Consider the following 1,898-nt stretch of genomic DNA (forward strand, 5'->3'; position numbering starts at 1 on the left):
AACTGGCGCGACCGTGACAGCCATTTCATCTTTGGCGATGTCGCCACGGCGGTGCTGGTCGAGGCTGCAGATATTGCCCCGGCACAGCACTGGGACATATTGGGCACGCAATTGAAGACCCGTTTTTCCAACAACATCCGCAACAATTTCGGTTTCCTCAACCGCGCCGAGCCGGGCAACGACGTGCACGCTGCGGACAAATTGTTTGTCCAAGAAGGGCGCAAGGTATTCAAGGAAGTGGTGCCGATGGTCGCCGACATGATCCTGGCGCATATGGCGCAGCTTGATCTTGCGCCCGATACGCTGCGGCGCATGTGGCTGCACCAGGCCAATGCGGCGATGAACCGGCTGATCGCGCAGCGCGTGCTTGGGCACGAGGCGAGCGAGGACGAAAGCCCGACGGTGCTTGATAGCTTCGCCAACACCTCGTCGGCCGGGTCAATCATCGCCTTCCATTTGCACAGCGATGATCTGCTGCCCGGCGATACCGGGCTGATCTGCTCGTTCGGCGCGGGCTATTCGGCGGGCACGGTGTTCGTGCGCAAGGCGGATTGATACATTCGCCCGTGGTCTCTCAGGCAGCGTAGCGCGCCGCGGTCTCGCGGATCAGCGCGATCATGTTGGGGATGCCCTGCGTCCGGTTCGAGCTGAGCTGACGGCCGAGGTCGAACGGCGCGAGCGCGGCGTCGATGTCGGTGGCGAGGATTTCCGCTGGCGCGCAATCCTGGACGGCGAGCAGCACCAGCGCGATGATGCCTTTGGTGATTGCGGCATTGCTGTCGGCCAGAAAATGCAGCCGCCCGTCGGGCCGGGTCGCGGGATAGACCCAGACGGACGCCGAGCAGCCGCGTACCAGCGTAGCATCGGTCTTGAGCGCGTCCGGCATCGGTTCCAGCGCACGGCCGAGATCGATCAGCTGGCGATAGCGATCGTCGGCTTCGAGCAACGCGTAATCGGCGTAGACATCTTCCAGGGTCTGCATGCGCGGCGGTTAGCAGGCGAGGTGCGGACAGTCACCATACGCGGCGGCGACCGTCAGCGATCGCGCAGCCGCTCGATCTCGCGCGACAGGCTGTTTTCCTTTTCGATCGTGATCTGCTCCAGCACCGCGAGCCGCTCCTTGAGCTGCTTGACCTCGTCGCGCAGCTGGTTGTTCTCGCGGTGATCGACGAACGTCTCGTTGCCGTGCTTGTCGCGGCGAATGCCGTGTTTGGCCTTCCACACGCCGGCGATGGTTACGATCAGCACGATCGCCACCACCATTTCCGCCCAATCCATCGTTGCCCTCCTACATATTGCCAATGCCACGCTCAGTTGAGCGGTTTGTCCCGCAGATTTTCGATCTGATCGGCGACGTCGATGCCGCGATCCGTGACGATCCGTTCCAATACGCGCACGCGCTGCTCCAGCCGCTCGGTGTGCGCGGCATATTGAGCCGCTTTCTCCGCCGTCTGGCCGGCCTGGAGCTCGAGCTGCTTTTCCTTGAATTTCAGGTGCCGTCTCCAGGCGTCGCCAAGGATGCCCAATAGGGTCGGGATCACGACAACCATGACGAAGAACCAGACCCAACCGGGCATTGCAAATCCCCCCTAGTTGCGCGGCAAGCGCAGCGCGTCGATTTCCTGCGTCAGGCGATGGCTGTCGTCGGTGACGATCCGCTCGACGGTGGCGAGGCGATCCTTGACCGAGCCGAGCTCGGCGCGGAGCTGGGCGTTTTCGCTGCTGATCAGCTTGACGCGTTCGATGATTTCCTCGTCCTTCTTGGGGTACATCGCCTGGCCCCACGCGCCGTCGAGCGGGTAGCCGTTCTTGATTCGCATCCACGTGGTCAGCACCCAGCCGCCGATAGCGATGCTGACGATGATCGCGATGAACGGGAACAGGCTGGAGACGAATTG

Annotated in this window: 5 protein-coding genes; 1 reads left to right on the forward strand and 4 read right to left on the reverse strand. The window is 62.6% G+C overall.

Annotated features, from left to right (window positions below):
- On the forward strand, window positions 1-555 hold a 555-nt coding region (locus tag ACEW8G_RS16000), incomplete at its 5' end, for a 3-oxoacyl-[acyl-carrier-protein] synthase III C-terminal domain-containing protein (RefSeq protein ID WP_373489390.1).
- A gap of 19 nt (window positions 556-574) precedes the next feature.
- On the opposite strand, the gene ACEW8G_RS16005 is transcribed toward ACEW8G_RS16000, so the two are convergent.
- Genes ACEW8G_RS16005 through ACEW8G_RS16020 form a run of 4 tightly spaced genes read right to left on the reverse strand, consistent with a single transcriptional unit; the run spans window position 575 to window position 1,883 of the window.
- Window positions 575-982: a SufE family protein gene (locus tag ACEW8G_RS16005; RefSeq protein WP_373489391.1), complete on the reverse strand. Its 408-nt coding sequence runs from the start codon at window positions 980-982 to the stop codon at window positions 575-577.
- A gap of 53 nt (window positions 983-1,035) precedes the next feature.
- Window positions 1,036-1,263 carry a hypothetical protein gene (locus tag ACEW8G_RS16010; protein WP_373489392.1) on the reverse strand — a complete coding sequence of 76 codons (228 nt, stop codon included), beginning with the start codon at window positions 1,261-1,263 and terminating at the stop codon, window positions 1,036-1,038.
- Between the two features lie 47 nt (window positions 1,264-1,310).
- Entirely contained in the window at window positions 1,311-1,577 is a 267-nt protein-coding gene (locus ACEW8G_RS16015) for a hypothetical protein (protein WP_373489393.1), read from the reverse strand.
- 12 nt (window positions 1,578-1,589) lie between these two features.
- The gene (locus ACEW8G_RS16020) at window positions 1,590-1,883 is read right to left on the reverse strand and encodes a hypothetical protein (RefSeq protein ID WP_373489394.1); all 294 of its coding nucleotides are present in this window, start codon (window positions 1,881-1,883) and stop codon (window positions 1,590-1,592) included.
- Between the last annotated feature and the right edge of the window lie 15 nt (window positions 1,884-1,898).

Source organism: Blastomonas sp., from assembly GCF_041747255.1.
GTDB lineage: Bacteria > Pseudomonadota > Alphaproteobacteria > Sphingomonadales > Sphingomonadaceae > Blastomonas.